At 72.5% G+C, this 14,341-nt stretch carries 19 protein-coding genes, 1 tRNA gene and 1 pseudogene; 4 read left to right on the forward strand and 17 right to left on the reverse strand.

The window, feature by feature from the left end:
- Positions 1 to 76 precede the first annotated feature (76 nt).
- The 9 genes from LZF96_RS25850 to LZF96_RS25890 all read right to left on the reverse strand — a co-directional run bounded on the left by LZF96_RS25850 (position 77) and on the right by LZF96_RS25890 (position 5,106).
- On the reverse strand, positions 77 to 430 hold the full coding sequence (locus LZF96_RS25850; RefSeq protein WP_233877223.1) for a hypothetical protein: 354 nt from the start codon (positions 428 to 430) through the stop codon (positions 77 to 79).
- Positions 427 to 645 carry a hypothetical protein gene (locus LZF96_RS25855; protein WP_233877224.1) on the reverse strand — a complete coding sequence of 73 codons (219 nt, stop codon included), beginning with the start codon at positions 643 to 645 and terminating at the stop codon, positions 427 to 429. The genes LZF96_RS25850 and LZF96_RS25855 overlap by 4 nt, the downstream gene beginning before the upstream one ends.
- Positions 642 to 1,076, reverse strand: coding sequence for a hypothetical protein (locus LZF96_RS25860; protein ID WP_233877226.1), 435 nt, complete (start codon positions 1,074 to 1,076; stop codon positions 642 to 644). Before LZF96_RS25860 ends, LZF96_RS25855 begins: the two co-directional genes overlap by 4 nt.
- Before the next feature lie 60 nt (positions 1,077 to 1,136).
- Complete coding sequence (locus tag LZF96_RS25865; protein ID WP_233877227.1) at positions 1,137 to 1,469, reverse strand: hypothetical protein; 333 nt, start codon at positions 1,467 to 1,469, stop codon at positions 1,137 to 1,139.
- Between the two features lie 77 nt (positions 1,470 to 1,546).
- Complete coding sequence (locus tag LZF96_RS25870) at positions 1,547 to 1,939, reverse strand: hypothetical protein (protein ID WP_233877253.1); 393 nt, start codon at positions 1,937 to 1,939, stop codon at positions 1,547 to 1,549.
- Between the two features lie 58 nt (positions 1,940 to 1,997).
- Positions 1,998 to 2,312 carry a hypothetical protein gene (locus LZF96_RS25875; protein WP_233877229.1) on the reverse strand — a complete coding sequence of 105 codons (315 nt, stop codon included), beginning with the start codon at positions 2,310 to 2,312 and terminating at the stop codon, positions 1,998 to 2,000.
- A 25-nt stretch (positions 2,313 to 2,337) separates the two neighbouring features.
- Positions 2,338 to 3,174, reverse strand: a complete 837-nt coding sequence (locus tag LZF96_RS25880; protein ID WP_233877231.1) for a DNA adenine methylase — start codon at positions 3,172 to 3,174, stop codon at positions 2,338 to 2,340.
- Between the two features lie 18 nt (positions 3,175 to 3,192).
- Positions 3,193 to 4,581: a hypothetical protein gene (locus tag LZF96_RS25885; RefSeq protein ID WP_233877233.1), complete on the reverse strand. Its 1,389-nt coding sequence runs from the start codon at positions 4,579 to 4,581 to the stop codon at positions 3,193 to 3,195.
- An 87-nt stretch (positions 4,582 to 4,668) separates the two neighbouring features.
- On the reverse strand, positions 4,669 to 5,106 hold the full coding sequence (locus tag LZF96_RS25890; protein ID WP_233877235.1) for a hypothetical protein: 438 nt from the start codon (positions 5,104 to 5,106) through the stop codon (positions 4,669 to 4,671).
- 117 nt (positions 5,107 to 5,223) lie between these two features.
- Here LZF96_RS25890 and LZF96_RS25895 point away from each other — a divergent pair, with 117 nt between their 5' ends.
- Positions 5,224 to 5,547, forward strand: coding sequence for a hypothetical protein (locus LZF96_RS25895; RefSeq protein ID WP_233877237.1), 324 nt, complete (start codon positions 5,224 to 5,226; stop codon positions 5,545 to 5,547).
- 314 nt (positions 5,548 to 5,861) lie between these two features.
- Here the strand turns inward: LZF96_RS25895 and LZF96_RS25900 are convergent, their stop codons facing one another.
- The 6 genes and pseudogenes from LZF96_RS25900 to LZF96_RS27445 all read right to left on the reverse strand — a co-directional run.
- On the reverse strand, positions 5,862 to 6,284 hold the full coding sequence (locus LZF96_RS25900; RefSeq protein ID WP_233877239.1) for a hypothetical protein: 423 nt from the start codon (positions 6,282 to 6,284) through the stop codon (positions 5,862 to 5,864).
- Between the two features lie 461 nt (positions 6,285 to 6,745).
- Positions 6,746 to 8,464: an AAA family ATPase gene (locus LZF96_RS26820; protein WP_267941374.1), complete on the reverse strand. Its 1,719-nt coding sequence runs from the start codon at positions 8,462 to 8,464 to the stop codon at positions 6,746 to 6,748.
- A gap of 3 nt (positions 8,465 to 8,467) precedes the next feature.
- The gene (locus LZF96_RS25915; protein WP_233877241.1) at positions 8,468 to 8,677 is read right to left on the reverse strand and encodes a hypothetical protein; all 210 of its coding nucleotides are present in this window, start codon (positions 8,675 to 8,677) and stop codon (positions 8,468 to 8,470) included.
- Positions 8,674 to 9,357, reverse strand: coding sequence for a hypothetical protein (locus LZF96_RS25920; protein ID WP_233877255.1), 684 nt, complete (start codon positions 9,355 to 9,357; stop codon positions 8,674 to 8,676). Before LZF96_RS25920 ends, LZF96_RS25915 begins: the two co-directional genes overlap by 4 nt.
- 154 nt (positions 9,358 to 9,511) lie before the next feature.
- The gene (locus tag LZF96_RS25925; RefSeq protein WP_233877243.1) at positions 9,512 to 9,871 is read right to left on the reverse strand and encodes a hypothetical protein; all 360 of its coding nucleotides are present in this window, start codon (positions 9,869 to 9,871) and stop codon (positions 9,512 to 9,514) included.
- Between the two features lie 73 nt (positions 9,872 to 9,944).
- A pseudogene (locus LZF96_RS27445) lies at positions 9,945 to 10,229 on the reverse strand (helix-turn-helix domain-containing protein); the annotation flags it as partial.
- A 94-nt stretch (positions 10,230 to 10,323) separates the two neighbouring features.
- On the opposite strand from LZF96_RS27445, the gene LZF96_RS25930 reads away from it, so the two are divergent.
- Together LZF96_RS25930 and LZF96_RS25935 are read left to right on the forward strand one after the other, a co-directional pair.
- Positions 10,324 to 10,800 carry a hypothetical protein gene (locus LZF96_RS25930; RefSeq protein WP_233877245.1) on the forward strand — a complete coding sequence of 159 codons (477 nt, stop codon included), beginning with the start codon at positions 10,324 to 10,326 and terminating at the stop codon, positions 10,798 to 10,800.
- A 147-nt stretch (positions 10,801 to 10,947) separates the two neighbouring features.
- Positions 10,948 to 11,142: a hypothetical protein gene (locus LZF96_RS25935; protein ID WP_233877247.1), complete on the forward strand. Its 195-nt coding sequence runs from the start codon at positions 10,948 to 10,950 to the stop codon at positions 11,140 to 11,142.
- A 33-nt stretch (positions 11,143 to 11,175) separates the two neighbouring features.
- Here LZF96_RS25935 and LZF96_RS25940 read toward each other — a convergent pair whose 3' ends face one another.
- Entirely contained in the window at positions 11,176 to 12,141 is a 966-nt protein-coding gene (locus LZF96_RS25940) for a tyrosine-type recombinase/integrase (protein WP_233877249.1), read from the reverse strand.
- 116 nt (positions 12,142 to 12,257) lie between these two features.
- Positions 12,258 to 12,330, reverse strand: a tRNA-Arg gene (locus LZF96_RS25945).
- Between the two features lie 292 nt (positions 12,331 to 12,622).
- Here LZF96_RS25945 and LZF96_RS25950 point away from each other — a divergent pair.
- Positions 12,623 to 14,287 (forward strand): dynamin family protein, encoded by a 1,665-nt coding sequence (locus LZF96_RS25950; protein WP_233877251.1) that lies wholly within the window; start codon positions 12,623 to 12,625, stop codon positions 14,285 to 14,287.
- Positions 14,288 to 14,341 lie beyond the last annotated feature (54 nt).

Here is a 14,341-nt window from a genome sequence, read left to right on the forward strand (position 1 = left end):
CAGATGTGTAGCAGAGACAGGCCGTAGAGGGCGCACAGTCCCTGGCAGGACCAGCGGGCGGGCCGACCACCGGGTGTCAGGTAGCGGGGAGAGGCGGCTGTTCCATCACCGGCCGCTCCGGGCCGGGCGGCGCGGGCTCCAGGGGCAGCGGGCCCAGCTCGATCCGGCAGCCCTCCCAGTTCTGCTCGCACATCTCCTCCAGGGAGAAGGCGTTCCGCAGGACTTCGCCGTTGGGGAGCTGCATGGTGAAGTGGCCGTCGGGGTGGAGGGTGCAGTCCTGGGTGTGGCCGTCCGGGTAGTGGATGCGGATCGGTGTCGGGATCGCGAGGAAGTTGGGCACCGTGGGGGGTGGGGCCGGGGTTTCCTGGGTGTCGGGGGTTGTGCAGTGGGGGCAGGTGCACGGGTTGTTCGTGGGTCGGGTGGTGGTCACTGGGGCCGTCCTTCGGTGGTTTGGCAGTTGGGGCAGATGTCTTCGGTGCGGCCGTTGGCGCGACGGGTGGTCCAGCCGGTGGTGCGTCCGTCGGCGCGGACCTGTTGGGCGGTGAGGGAGGTGAATGCGGCGGGGATGGCTGCGGAGCCGGGGCAGGGCCGGCCGTTGCCTGGGCCGTCGCAGGACACCTCGACGCCAATCGGGTAGGCGGTCACGACGCGGACTCCTCGGCGGGGGCGAGGGGAACCACGACCGCGTTCCGGATGCGACCGATGACCTCACGCATCCCGTCCGCGCCCGCCCCGAGTCGGCCGCGCTGCTCCATCTCGATGCGGGTGCACTCATCGAGGACGGCGGTGATCTGCTGTTCGACAGCGTCCAGTTCGGCGGCGACTTCGCGCAGCCGCTCCACTTCGGCGTACAGGTCGGCGAGGTCGCCCACGGTGGGGTCGGATTGGGTGATGAGTCCGCAGCCGACGCACATGACGAGGCGTTCACCTGCGTCGGTCCAGCGGTGGCAGCCGCCCTTGACGGGCGAGTAGGGGCAGATGGCGGTGCGGCGGATGCGGGCGTGGATCTGGGTGAGGCGGTAGTCGCTGAGGGCGTCGTTCACGGGAGCCTCAGCACGATCGGGGCGGGTGTTCATCTCGGTGTTCTCCTCGGTGGGGTGGGGCCGCCCCGGTGGTGGGGCGGCCCCGGTGGGTGGTCAGTTCTGGTGGGGGCGGGCGCAGTTCTCGTGTGTCTCGCAGCGGCACTTCTTGCAGGTGATGCACCACTCCATCGGCGGGGCCTCGCAGGCCGGGCAGGTGGCGATCTCCTCCAGCGCCTCCAGGAGCGCGGGGATCTCGTCCAGCGGCACCGAGGAGCCGCGGGGGTCGGTGCGGAAGTAGACGCCGGGGCCGCGCTGGGGGATTTCGGCGGTGGTGATGAGGAGGAGGTCGCCGTCGGTGTCCGTGTGGTGGTAGCGGGGCGGCTGCGGGGCGAGGACGGAGATGAGTTCGGTGGTCTGGCCGTTGCCGTCGAGCTTGCGGATGATCACGGTGGCTCCTTCGTGGGTGGGTACGGTGGGCGTGGGGCCCCGCCTGCCTGCTACGGGCGGGGCCCCACCGGGGGTCGTCAGGCGTCGGACGCGGCGTCCAGCTCGGCGAGGCGGGCGAGGAGCTCCTCGCGCTCGGTGGGTTCGGGGAGGTGGGCCGAGATGCGGAGTGGCACGCTGGCGTAGGTGGTGTGGAGGGTGTGCATCCGGGACTGCGTGCCGTCGGCGTAGGTCGTGGACGTGGCGACCCTCTCGGTGTGGCCGGGGCCCCACTCGGTGCGGGCCGCGTCGAGGAGCGTGCCGTCCACGGCGTAGACGGAGTAGGTGTTCGCGGTGAGCCCGTCGCGGTACCCGCCGACGGCGAGGATCCATTCGGCGGTGAGTAGCGGGGCGAGGGCGGGGACCTCGGTGGCGCGGGTGAGGATCTCGCCCATCAGTCGGTGCAGGTTGGCGGTGGTGTGTCGGGTCGTCATCTCAGGTGTCCTCTCGGTGGGTGGTGGGGCCGGTCGGCCCCGGGGGTCAGGTGGTGGGTCAGGTGGTGGGTCGGGTGTGTCCGCCGGCCTGTTGGATGCGGGCGGCCAGGTCCGACCCGCTGGAGAAGAGCGCATTGGCGCAGGTCATGGTGTTGCGGGTCCAGTCGGTCATGTCCGCCACCGCCCGGGCGGTCGCGGTGGCGGTGCCCTCCGTGGCGGCGAGGGCCAGGATGTGCCCCTGGTGGTGGGCGAGGTGCCAGGGCTCGGGGTGCTCGCCGGGCAGGCGGTAGACCCGCAGGCCGGGCACGGGCTCGGTGGCCTGGACCTCCACCGGCCCGGTGGAGGAGTGCAGGGTCATCGTGATCTCGGTCATCTCAGGTGTCCTCTCGGTGGGTGGGTCAGGCGTGGGAGAAGAGTTCGGGGGTCATCTCGCCTGCCGGGGCGAGGGGGCGGTTGGACCACAGGACTTCGGTGCGGGTGCGGTCGGTGCCGTTGCCGGTGATGGCGGGGCAGGTGGTGCGGTGCCATCCGTCGTACAGCTGGGTGTAGAGCGGGGAGTCGTAGCCGGAGAGCACTACCGCCGCCCGGCAGCCGGCGAGGGCGGTGGCCAGCTCCTGGTGCTCGTCGGGGGTGCGCATCTCGTGCCGGTATCGGGTCCCGGGGGTGCGGGTGGTTCCGAGGTAGGGCGGGTCGACGTACAGCAGCACGTCGTCGGCGGCGCCGTATTTGGTGATGAGGTCCAGGGCGGGGGCGCATTCGAGGGAGACGTGGTGGAGGCGTTCGGCGGTGGCCGCGATGCGGCCCGCGTAGCCGGTGAGGTAGCCGGGCATCCCGGTGGCGGAGCCGGAGGTGGTGACGTAGTGGCGCCAGCCGGTGGGGCGTAGGGAGCCGCCGCGGCTTTGGGTGAGGCGGACCCAGACGCGGCGGGCGGTCTCCAGGTCGTCTCCGGCCGGTGCGGGTTCGTGCGCGGCGGCGTGCTCGGCGCGGGAGTGCGGGGTGAGGGCGCAGGCACGGGCGAGGTCGTCGGGGTGGTCGCGCAGCACCCGCCAGAAGGTCATCAGTTCGCCGTCGAGGTCGTTGACGGTCTCCATCGGGGCGGGCTTCTTGGTGAGGAGGACGGACAGGCCGCCGGCGTAGGGCTCGATGTAGTGCCGGTGTTCGGGGAGCAGGTCGGCGATCCAGCCTGCGATGCCGGCTTTGCTGCCGAAGTACGGGACGGGCGGTCGGGTGGGCATTCGGGGTGTCCTTCCCTGTCAGGCGTGGCGGCGTTGGTCGGTGCGGCAGGCGCCGCACAGGTCGGGGGTGGCGTCGCGGCGGGGCATGACGGGCTTGTCGCAGTCGGTGCAGCGGCGGACTGTCGGGTCCAGCGGTTTGGGCTCCCGCGCCGGGGGTGCGGGGTTCATGGGGAGGATCTGGAGGAGCGGGGGCTGTACGGGCCCTTGGGGCGCTCGGGGGCCGGTGGTGCGCCCGGTGTGCCCGGCGGGGGCGGGAACGGCTTTCAGCGGGGCCCTGGACGGCGCGGCGGGGGCTTTCTGTTCGGCGGCCCGGTCCTGCCGGGTCCGTTCGCAGGTGGCGCAGGGGGCGCCGGTGTCGAGATCGAAGCCGTCGCCGCAGCGGGGGTGGGTGCACTCCCCGCGGCGCAGCAGAGCGGCTGCCACACCGACGGGGCTGTCCAGGCCGTGCCCGCCGCCGTCGACATCGGCATCGAGGACGAAGCGGTGGAGGTTCCACCGGCGGTCGGCGCGGGCGATGAGCTGGTCGACGGTGATGTTTCGGCGCAGTTCGCGGCGGATGGTGTCGGTCACGATGGTCGGCAGGAGTTCGGGCAGCCCGGCGCGCAGCGCGGGGGGAAGCGCGGCGAGGACCAGCCCGACGGGTCCGGTGGGGCCGGGTTCGTCGAGGGCGGGGCCCGGCAGCGGGTCGTCGTGCCCCGCCTCCTGGTCGTCGTTGTCGTCGGGGTGGGCCGGCGGGGGTTCCTCGTTCGGGGTGATCTTGTTCGGCGCGGCGCAGCCGCTTGTGCCGGGCTCCCCACTACCGGAGGTGGCCTGACGGCCGTCACCAAGCCCCGTTTTCTTCTTCTCTGTTTTCTTCTTCTGTCTTCTTAGGGACGTACCAGCGTGTGGTACGTCGGAGCGACCTGCGGAAACATCCCTTTCCGCAGGTGAGACCGACGTACCGGCAGGTGGTACGTCGGTGTCACCTGCGGCGGGACCCGTTTCCCCAGCTCGCACCGACGTACCGGCATGTGGTACGCCGGTGGAGCCGGGGCCGTCCTCCGACGTACCACCGTGTGGCACGTCGGTCTCACCTGCGGAAACGTCGCCGCCCTGCGGGAGGTCGTGAACGGTCAGCACGGTGCCGTGCCGCCCGCCCGGCAGGCGCTCGGTGGCCGCCGTCAGGTACCCGCGGTCCTTGAGTTCGGCGAACGCCGCCCGGAACGCCCGGCGACCCTCGCCCTTGTTCTCCGGCCGCGCCTGCGCGGCCCGGCGCCACAGATCGTCGGCGGTGGTCTCCCACCCATCGGGCCGGGACAGCAGTTCCGCCAGGATCCCGCGCGCCATGTAGCTCAGCCGCTCATCGCGCACGGTCCCGTTGGGGAGCTGCACGAAGTCTGCGGTGAGCCGTGACCGGCGAATCCTCACGTGGCGCTTCTTTCTGGTGGTGCGATCGGGTGCGGCGGAAAACCCTTCGGGGGCCCGGCACGACGAACGGCCGGACCCCCGAAGGGGTCAGCCCGTCATCAACTGCCGGGTGACCTGCATGACCAGCCGGGTCCGCTCCTCGAAGGGGATGGACGGGTCGAACGCGAAGTGCACCCGCACCAGCGGCTTGTCATCGGCCGCGATCTGCGCCGTGTGCTCGTCGGGCTCCAGCCCGTCCCGACCCAGCGAGACCGCCCACGCGGAGAGGTCCGCGGCCCCGTCGACCAGGCCGTGCACGGCCTTCACCGCGTCCTCGAACCGGTCCTGCGGCAGTTCGCCCCACAGCGGGGAACCGGGCGCCGGGACCACGCCGTGCTCGCCCTCCTCCCTCTTCACCGGCTCCTCGTCCAGGGCGCCGCGGACCTCGAACGGCTCGACGGCGCACCGCTCCCGGTGCAGCAGCACGGCGGCCAGCTCGATGTCCTCGTCGGTGTACGGCCCGGCGGTGTCGCTGGTGGGATTCATGGCTCTCCAGGTGAGTGGGCGCGAAAGGTGGATTCGAGTGGGGCGCTGTGGTGGCGCCCAACTCATTAGCCAACATACACTTGCGCTAGCCAATGTTGGCAAGCTCAGCCAAAATGCGTGTTGGAACCCACAGCCCACGACGCCATGGCCACACCCGTGTGGGACCATGGCGCCATGCCGGAGGACGTCATGACCCGCCTGAAGCAGGCCGCCCGCGCCAAGAGGAACGCCCGGGCCCGTGCCGACAAGCTCGTCTCCGCGGCCAACTCGGGCTTCGAAGCCGCCGTCCTCGAAGCGCTCAACGATGGCCGCAAGCCGGGCGAGATCGCCGACGCGACCGAGCACAGCTACGAGACGATCCGCCGCATCGCCCGCGCCCACGGCATCAAGCCGCTGCGCGAACCCACGGTCACCAGCCGCAAGCGCCTCGAGCGGAACTGACCCGGGGGAGCAGCCATGGCACTGGCAGAAACCGTTGAGCAGCTCCGGCAGGACATCGCCGCCAGCCGCACCACCCGGGAAGAGGCAGCCCGCGTGCTGGTGGAGAACCACGCGCTCACCGAGGCCGGAGCCACCGCCCTGATCGACAACGCCCCCCGGACGCCCGCGTCCCGGACCCGGCACCGGCCTCGGCCGACCCGCCACCGCCCACGGCGCGTGCTCATCACACCGCCACCCACACGGATACAACCGCCCCGGCCCACCGCACACCGGGTTCCCCGTCGAGCACCGCCTGGTCCTCTTCGCCGCGGCGCTCACCGCACACCCCCCGACCCCGTGCCGGGCCCGGGCTCGGGCTCCTCACCCCACTGCGCCGCAGCCGGCCACGCCGGAGCGTCCGGCCACAACGCCCGGCACTCCTCCGGCGACACCCACCACACCTCGCCCCGCTGCTCCTCCTGCGGTGGCCCGTCCGTCGCCCCCATCTCCTCGAGCAACCGCCTCTCGAACGCGGCGTCCTCGGGCCGAACCACCCGCGGGCGGGCCTCCTCCTCCGCAGCCCGCGCAGCAGCGCGCCGCGCCCGCCACCTCTCCACCCGCTCGTGGACCACCAGGCCCCCGACCGCCACGATGAGCACGGCCGCCGGCGGCACCACCTCGGCCACCTCGTCGACCACCGCGCCCACCGACGCGACCCAGCCGAACACCTCCAACGCCAACTCCACCCGCGCGCTCACCGGCACGCCCCCGCCCGCGGACCCGGCACCCACCGACCACCGCGAACCCCGGCTCCGGCCGGAACACACCACCCGGGCCGAACACCCGGCCCCCGGGCCGGCACTCCCCGCCGGCCCACCACCTGCTCCTCCTGGTGGTCCGGCTCCACACACCACGCCTGCCCGCAGCACGCCCGCAACGGGCCCGCCGGGGCCACGCCCCGGTCCAGCACCCACAACGCCACCCGAGGACACCCACCGACCCGCCCCGGCACCGGCCGCCCGCCCGCATCCCGCGGCCCCGTCCACAACAGATGCCTGCCAGAAGGCCCGGTCACCTCGGTGACCCAGGCACCCCACGTCTCGCCGTACAACCCACTCACCCCTCGTCTCTTCGGGAACCGCGCGGGCGGGGGCGGGCCCGGACACCCACCGGTGCCGGGCCCACCCCCGCTCCCTCGCGCTCTCCTCGCACCTGCCGGTCAGGCCATCGCCGGGGCGCGCTCACCAACCGGCTCGCCCTCGGCCGGCTCGTCGAGGCCGGGGTCGACCCAGTCGGCCCCGGTGAACTCCCCGGCCGGGAAGCCCTCGTCGTCCGGGTCCTGGGACTCTTCGCCCCGACCGGGCCACTCCTCCGGGTCCACGACCTCGACATCACCGGCCGGCCCTTCGTCGGCCACCGGCTCCGGGGCTGGGTCCGGGAGCGGGATGCCCGCGCCACGACACACCGCGCACTGCTCCGGCGTTTCCCGGCCCGGCCGCGGAAGGACCCGCCCCGGGCAGGTCGCACACCCCCCCGCACCCGCCGGCTCCTGGTGCTCCTCCTGCGGCGGTTCGGCAGCAGCACGCGCCCGGGCGGCGTCCCGCTCCCGGCAGCGCCCCAGCCACTCCTCCAGGTCCAGCTCGGTGCGCAACCGCGGGAACGTCGCCAGCAGCTCCACCGCCTGCCGGTGCAGCAACCCCCTCGGCCAGTCCTCCACCGGCTCACCGAGCATCAGCTCGGCCACCTCACCGCGCCCGTGGTCGGTGACGTTCAGCCGCTCCATGTGCCGGGTGAGCTTGGTGATCTGCTGCGGGTGCGCGGCCCGCTCCCCGGCCGGAGGAGAAGCGGGGGAAGCCGGACCCCCGGGCCCGGGCGCGGACGCCTGCCCGGGCGCGGAGGCGGGTGCAGGCGCGGGCGTCTGTGCGGGGGCGGGACCCCACGACACCCGCGACGACTGCGAACCCGGCCACACCCCACCACCAGCAGGAGCCACCGGCGCGGCAGGAGCAGCCGGGGCGGCCGGGGCCCGCAGTTCCGCGCACCGCTCCTGCGCCAACACCCCCAACGGCACGCTCTCGCCCGTCACCGGATGCGCCACGACCGCATCACGCATATCCCGCATCGCGATCTCCTGCCGCACCGCCATCGCCTCCCGATACGACAAGGCCGGCGAGCCGAGCGCGGCCACCACCTCCCCAACCGGCGACGCCCCCACCGACAACTCCCTCCGCAACACCGCAGCGATCTCCACCCCCGGCGACGCCGCGAACACCCCACCCTCCAAACCACGCACCCCACCGGCCTTCGCCACCGTCCCCGTACCGCCGACCATGTCCACGACCACCGGCACCGTGTGCTCAACGATCCGGCCCTGCACCGGCCGCGTCCCCACCCGCACCGTCCGCGTCCCGACCACCACGTGCTCGGTCACCGCACGCATCGTCAGCACCACGTGCCCGGGCCAACTCAGGAGAGTGCGCAGCATCTGCCGCTCCAGGGTGTTGACCTGCTCCCACCCCGGGTCCGAGGACCCGGAGGACCGGCCCTCACGGCGCACTACGCCCCCGTGCTCGGTCACCAGCTCCAGCAGACCGCCGGGCCCGTCCCACCACGCGGAGTACGAGTCGATGACCAACACCCCGTACCCGTCATCGGCCGCGGCCTTCGCCGCCTGGCCCAGCGCTGCCGCGTCGAACCGGGTGACCGGCAGGTGGGAGAACCTGTGCCCGCCGGCCTCCGGGTGACCCGGCACCTCCGCGTACATCAACGCGGCCCGATGCTGCGTGTCCACCACCGCGATCCGGCCCTCCTCACCGACCAACTCGCGGGCCAGGTCCAGCGCGGCAGGGGTCTTCCCCGACCCGGCCGGGCCGACCAGCGCCACCCGCGCACGGGAGACCGGGCGGGTAGCCGGGCGAAATCCAAGCGTTTTGCTCATGGGTCAGCCGTCCTTGTGCGTGCGCGGCCCCGGCACCCGGACAACGCCGGGCACCGAAGCGGAGAAAGAAGAAGTGGGGGAGGGGAGGGCGCGCCCGGCCGGATGCCGCCGACGCGCCGACTCCCGACCCACCCGCCGGACCTGCCACTGCGCACCGGTCATCGCCGTCGTCACGCAGAACACCAGCAGGCCGAACGCGACCAGCTCACTCACCGGACACCGCCCGGAGAACCCGGTCCGGCGGGGGAGGGCACCGGCACAGGGTCGGTTGGGTCCCCGGGCACCGTCGCCCGCAGCACCCGATCCGACACCGACCAGCACTGCGACACCGACCAGTCCGCACCCGGATACGCCTCGCGCAGCACCTCCAGCAGCCGCGCCCGCGTCTCCGAATCCAGACCCCGGTACAACCGGCCCGTGTCACGGGCCGCGACCCGCCACCGAACCCGCGCACCAGCACCGTCAACAACCGTGACCGGCGTCGCCCGCACCTCCGAAACCCACGGCGCGACCGCGTACAGCCCAGCCGCCACCTCGTCCTCGAACCCCCGCCGCCCGACCCCGGGCGAGATCACCAAGGACCCGTGCACCCGGGCCACCAGCTCCACCGGACACCGCTCCGTACGGCCCTCCGGCACCACCAGCACCCGCCCGGCCTCATCACGGCCGGCCTCCAGCCATACCTGCCCGGCGTGGTCGTACAAGGGCCCGTCGCCCACGGCGCGCTCCACCGCGCGCAGCTCCTCGAGCGGCAGGGGCGGCCCGGCCGGCGGCACCGGCGGCACCGGCGCGGGGGCGGGGGAGGGAACGGCAGCAGGGGACAGCGGGCCGAGAGGCTCCGGACGGGGACCGATCCGACGGTGACGCCCCGTTGGCCTCAGGGGAATCCTCACGACCGGCACCCCCAACGCCCTGCGGGCACGCTAGGATTGAACATGTCTACTCCCAGTCATCGGGTAGTTGTGTGATGTGACGTAGGGGCCGCTCCGGGCCGGCAAGCAACCGGGGCGGCCCCTGTGCGTGCCGGGCGCACGCACAGAAGCGGTCTCAGGCCGCCGTCCGGTCACCGGACCGTCCGGCCACCGCCGCCTCTCGCTCTGCGGACCGCCGCTTCTTCTCGGCCTCCGCCTTCACCCGGGCCTTCGCCCGCCGCGCCGCCGCGGCCTTGGCCGACAGACTCGCGAAGTACGCCTTGCGCAACTGCTCCGCGACCCGCAACACCTGCTCCTCGCCCGCGGTCGGGTGCATCTCCCGCGCCTGCTGCGCGAACCTCTCCTCCAGCGCCCGCCGCGCCGGCGCCGTCCGCGCCGCCGGATCGGCCGTCCGCGCCCAGCTCACGTGGGACGCCAACTGGGCGCGCAAACTGCGCTCCGCAGGACTCATCCGAGTCAGGTCGATCTCCGTCATCTACTTCCCTTCCAAGATTGTCCCCGTCCGCGGACGCGGACATTGGCTCAAAAAAGAGAGCGCCCATGTGCACGCCGAGCGCCCGACAGATGCGCTCGGCGGGCTCGCGGTCGATCGTCGCGCGCTCCCCGGACAACATCGCGTGCACCTTGCTTTTCGAGACTCCCGCCCGCTCGGCCAGTGCTCTTACGGTCAGTGACCCGCCCGGAGCCCTGCGCATCAATTTCCGCAACAGGTCATCATCGGTCAGATGCAGACGCGTAGGTGTCACAGGTGCCTCCGGTACTCGTCCGCGCTCGCGGACAAGGACAGCCTTGCACACCGATGCATCGCTGTCCACGATCGCGGACGATCCCATTCCGCGACACGATCCGGACGAAGGACAGGGGCCCCTTACCAAACCCGTCCCCGGTCGTGGACAATGCACACCGACCCGGCTGGCGAATCTGCCAATGACCAGCCACAACCCGGGCCACACGGCGCAGGAGGTGTGGACAAGTGAAGGTGACTACATGGCCGAGCAGCGCAACGCACTGACCGAACTCGTCCAGCAGCAGGTCGGCAGAGGGCGCCGCTGGAGCACGCGCGAATTCGCCGCAGCAGCCATCGACCCCGACACCGGCTGGTCCCCCAGCAAAACCCTCATCAACAAGATCGCCACCGGCGGCGGCTTCACCGTCACCCCCCAGCTCGTCGGCGCCCTCGCCGCCGGACTCGACCTCCCCCGCGACATCGTCGCCGCCGCAGCCCACCTCCAACTCATCGGCTACGAGGCCGCAGAACTCCGAGCCGGCGCCCCGGCCGAGGTCATGCGCCGCGTCGGCGTGGAACCGGGAGAACGCGAACACGCGATCCTCGCCCGCTGGGAACGCGAAGCCCGCGAAGCGAACGAGAAGAAGGAGGCGCACGAGGGGCGCGCGCCGGAGTGAATGCACCCTTTGGCGCACTCCTTGACCTTTCGCACGCGCCACCTACTGCGCGAAAATACCCCTAGGCGTACAGTGTCACGGCCTCGCGCATTGGAACGTACGTGCGAAATCCGGCGTGCCCGGAACCGCGCGGGACAAGGGGGCCCCGTGACCGAAGTCCAACTCGAAGAAGCAGAACTCACCGACGGCATATCCGTACTCCACATGGACGACGGATCCATCGTCCGAGCCGCCTACGACCCGACCCAAATCGACCGCACCGCCGCACTGGCCTGGCTCACCACCCGCGTCCCCCGCCTGACGCGCGGATACCACCTGAAACCGGCCCCCGAGCCCGGTTGACCACAAGGCCCCGGACCCCGGGGGCCGGCACCCTCACCCCGCCAGCCGGTCCCCCGGGCTCCGCCGCCGATGCGCCTCCCGCGCCCGCTCCTCACCCGCGGACGCCCCATACCTGCTCAACATCTGCCGCGACCGCCACCCCATGATCCGCATCAGGTCATCGTCATTCCCACCCTCGATCTGCCACTGGTGCGCCATGGTGTGACGGAACTGGTGGGGGTGCAGCTCCGGTAGCCCGGCCTGCGCCCCCCGCCGCTTCACCATCCGCCCCACCCCCCAGATCGTCAGCGGCCGCTTGTGCGTTGACCACCAGAGCGCCTCATCGTCATCCGGCGCCCGCTTCAAGAACTTCGGCAGCGCACGCAGGTACCGGTCCAGCGCCAGCGTCGTCGCCTTCCCGAACGGCAGCGACCGGTGCCGCCCCGCCTTCCCCAGGACCCGCAGCACCTTCATGTCCAGGTCCAACTCCTCCATCGTCCGGTTCGTCAGCTCACTCAACCTCGGCCCGGAGTCGATGAACAGCAGCAGGATCGCCAGATCCCGCCGCTCCTCAAAACCCTTCCCCTGGCAGGTCTTCAGCAACCTCTTCAGCGCGTCCTCCGGCACCACCGGCACCTGCGGCTCCACATACTCCGGCGCCTTCATCTTCCGCATGGGGGAGCGGTCCATCTCCTCCTCATCCACCAGCCAGTTGAAGAACGTCTTCAGCGACCGGTACTGCTGGTTGGCCGTCGCGATCCCGGAGTTCTCCCGGACGTGGATGAGGTACTGCGCCACGTGATCCCGGTGGATCCCGCGCTCGCCCTCCAGCTCCGTCGGAGCCGGCGGCGCCCCCTCACCGTCCGGCTCGTATTCCTCCAGTAGGAAGACGCGGAAGCCCTGCACCGCCCGCTCGTAGATCCTGATCGTGCCCTGCGCCCGGTTCGCCCCACCCAGCGCCCGCACCCACGACCGCTTCATCGGCTCCAGATCGACCCGCGCACCCTTGTCTCGTCCCATGCCCACGCAGGGTAGGGCGCCCGAACCCAAGAGGGAAGAGCAATTGGCCACGCACCATTGTGCTAAAGATGGCTCCTGTGTCCACGTAAGGAAAACCGCAGGTCAGGCAATGAAAGTGCCCCCGGCAGGACTCGAACCTGCGACCAAGTGCTTAGAAGGCACCTGCTCTGTCCACTGAGCTACGGGGGCCGATGGTGGTCGCGGACGTGGTCCCCGGCCCTGCGCGCACAGGATAGGGCTTCGGGGGATACGTCCGATTCGCGGCCGTGCCGCACCGCCACACGCCGGTGTGGAGATCCGGTGAAGCAGCCCCGATGATCCCGGGCGCTCGACGGCGGTGCAGCGATTTGAACGCCCGGGAGCGGGGGTGTTGCGCACTCGTTATGCCGGTGAGAGGGGTCGGTTGCACGGATTCGGGCGCGTTCCGTCGAATATGCTTCATAATTCTCCCAAAATTGGGCATTCTTCACATGTGGCGATCTTGGAGGCACGGCCCGAACTGGTGGAGGCGCTGACCGCACTGCGGGAACGCGTCGCCGCGGCGCGCTTCCCGCTGGCCCTCCCCGGGGCCGAGCGGGCCCGGCGTTCGCGCGCGGAACTCCTCGCCCAACTCGACGGCTATCTGGTCCCCCGGGTGCGCGAGCCGGACGCACCACTGCTCGCCGTCATCGGTGGCTCCACCGGCGCCGGCAAGTCCACCCTGGTCAACTCCCTGGTCGGCCGCCGGGTCTCCGAGGCGGGCGTCCTGCGACCCACCACCCGCACCCCCGTCCTGATCTGCCACCCCGACGACCACCACTGGTTCGCCGGCCCCCGGGTGCTTCCGCAGTTCGGCCGGGTGTGGATGCCCCGTCAGGAGGACGACGAGCAGGCCCCCGTACCCCCACCGTCGCACGCCGAGGACGGCCGGCCCGCCCTCGCGGTGGAGACCACCCGCTCCCTGCCGTCCGGCCTCGCCCTGCTCGACCCGCCGGACATCGACTCGCTCATCGCCCGCAACCGCGACATGGCCGCCGACCTGATCTGCGCCGCCGACATCTGGGTGCTGGTCACCACCGCCGCCCGCTACGCCGACGCCGTTCCGTGGAACCTGCTGCGCAGCGCGCGTGACTCCCGCGTCGTCCTGGCCACGGTCCTGGACCGGGTGCCGCACCAACACGCCCAGGAGGTCTCCCGCCACTACGCCGCGCTCCTGGAACGCGCCGGCCTCGGCTCCGTCCCCCACTTCACGGTGCCCGAACTCCCGGAGTCGGCCCGGGGCGGGTACGGGGTGTTGCCGGCGAGCGCCGTCGCCCCGCTGCGCGAGTGGCTGGCCGCCCGGGCCCGGGATCCCGCCGCCCGCGCGGTGGCCGCCTCGGGCACCGCGATCGGCACCCTGTACTCGCTGCGCCCGAGGGTCGGGGCCCTGGCCGCCGCGGCGGCGGCCCAGGCGGCGGCGGCGGGCCGGTTGGACCGCGAGCTGCACGCCGCGCACCGGGAGGCCGCCGAGCGGGTGCGCGTCCGGTTGGACGCCGGTGACCTGCTCACCGGACAGGCCAGGGCTCACTGGCTGGCCTTTCCCGAGGACAGCAGCAGCGACGAGGTGATCGACGCCCTCACCGACGGCCTCGCCGGGCTGCTCACCGAGGCCGTCGTCGCCGCCGACGAGCGGACCGCCGCCGCCTGGCGCGACGAGCCCGCCGCCCCCTCCCGGGAGGCCGAGCCCTTCCCGGCGGTCCGCGAACGGGTGGACGTCGCGATCCGCCGGCTTCGCCGCCGACTGGAGGAGCTGGCGGAGGAGGAGGCGGCGTCGGCTCTGACGGGCGGTCCGCTGCGGGCCGTCCCGCGCCGCCGGCCCCCGCCGGCCGGCGACGGCCGGGGGCCCTGCGACGCGGGGGAGGCCGCCGCCCTACTGATGGTCGCGCTGCTCGGCGGACGCGACTGCCGCCCGGCGGCCGAGGCGCTGGCGGCACTGATCGATCCCGCCCGGGCCGCCTCCCTGCGCCGCCGGGCGGGCGAACTGCTGGAGGAGTGCGTGCGACGGACGATCACCGAGGAACGGGACCGACTCGGCGCGGCGCTGCATCGCCTGGCGGTCACCCCGGACCACCAGGTGGAACTCATCGGGGCGCTCTCCGCAGTCCTGCGGAGGTCACCACCGGGGTGAGGATCCCGGCCACCGTCGCCCGCCGCCGACCGGCCCGGCCCCACCGTCACGATC

This window comes from Streptomyces sp. ST2-7A, from assembly GCF_021390475.1.
Taxonomy (GTDB): domain Bacteria; phylum Actinomycetota; class Actinomycetes; order Streptomycetales; family Streptomycetaceae; genus Streptomyces.

Coding starts and splice junctions, on each gene's coding strand:
- LZF96_RS25890 (WP_233877235.1), bottom strand. CDS start 5,106: ATGAATCCCACCAGCGACACCGCCGGGCCGTACACCGACGAGGACATC.
- LZF96_RS25930 (WP_233877245.1), top strand. CDS start 10,324: ATGACCAGCCACAACCCGGGCCACACGGCGCAGGAGGTGTGGACAAGT.
- LZF96_RS25875 (WP_233877229.1), bottom strand. CDS start 2,312: ATGACCGAGATCACGATGACCCTGCACTCCTCCACCGGGCCGGTGGAG.
- LZF96_RS26820 (WP_267941374.1), bottom strand. CDS start 8,464: ATGAGCAAAACGCTTGGATTTCGCCCGGCTACCCGCCCGGTCTCCCGT.
- LZF96_RS25940 (WP_233877249.1), bottom strand. CDS start 12,141: ATGGGACGAGACAAGGGTGCGCGGGTCGATCTGGAGCCGATGAAGCGG.
- LZF96_RS25880 (WP_233877231.1), bottom strand. CDS start 3,174: ATGCCCACCCGACCGCCCGTCCCGTACTTCGGCAGCAAAGCCGGCATC.
- LZF96_RS25870 (WP_233877253.1), bottom strand. CDS start 1,939: ATGACGACCCGACACACCACCGCCAACCTGCACCGACTGATGGGCGAG.
- LZF96_RS25860 (WP_233877226.1), bottom strand. CDS start 1,076: ATGAACACCCGCCCCGATCGTGCTGAGGCTCCCGTGAACGACGCCCTC.
- LZF96_RS25925 (WP_233877243.1), bottom strand. CDS start 9,871: ATGACGGAGATCGACCTGACTCGGATGAGTCCTGCGGAGCGCAGTTTG.